This is a genomic window from Mammaliicoccus sp. Q-M61, from assembly GCF_022386055.1.
GTDB classification, from domain to species: Bacteria; Bacillota; Bacilli; order Staphylococcales; family Staphylococcaceae; genus Mammaliicoccus; species Mammaliicoccus sciuri_A.
This window is the reverse complement of record NZ_JAJNJL010000030.1, coordinates 1-482: the sequence shown is the minus strand read 5'-3', so window position 1 is coordinate 482 and position 482 is coordinate 1. Positions and strand designations below refer to the sequence as shown.

The window sequence follows — 482 nt, the reverse complement described above, 5'->3', positions numbered from 1 at the left end:
ACCAATTAAAGTTGTATTAACTTCTGATTCTTCACCTGTATCAGGTAATTGTTTGTTATGGCTTGCTTTATGATCTTGATTATTTTCATTCGATTGATTAGCATCACCATTACCACCATTATTGTTTGAATCATTTGATGACATACCTGCCTCTGAATCGCTGTCAGAATCTGAGTCGCTATCTACATCTGCGTCACTATCCGCGTCTGAATCACTATCTGCATCTGCATCACTATCAGAGTCTGCGTCGCTATCCGCATCTGCGTCACTGTCTGCATCGGCGTCGCTATCTGCGTCTGAATCACTATCAGAATCTGAATCACTGTCCGCGTCTGCATCGCTATCTGCGTCTGCATCACTATCAGAGTCTGAATCACTGTCCGCGTCTGCGTCGCTGTCTGCATCGGCGTCACTATCCGCATCGGCGTCACTATCTGCATCTGCATCACTGTCTGCGTCACTATCTGCGTCCGAATCACTAT

1 pseudogene is annotated in these 482 nt (G+C 45.9%); it reads right to left on the bottom strand.

The features are described from left to right. A pseudogene (locus LQ677_RS14515) lies at positions 1-482 on the bottom strand (MSCRAMM family adhesin clumping factor ClfA); the annotation flags it as partial.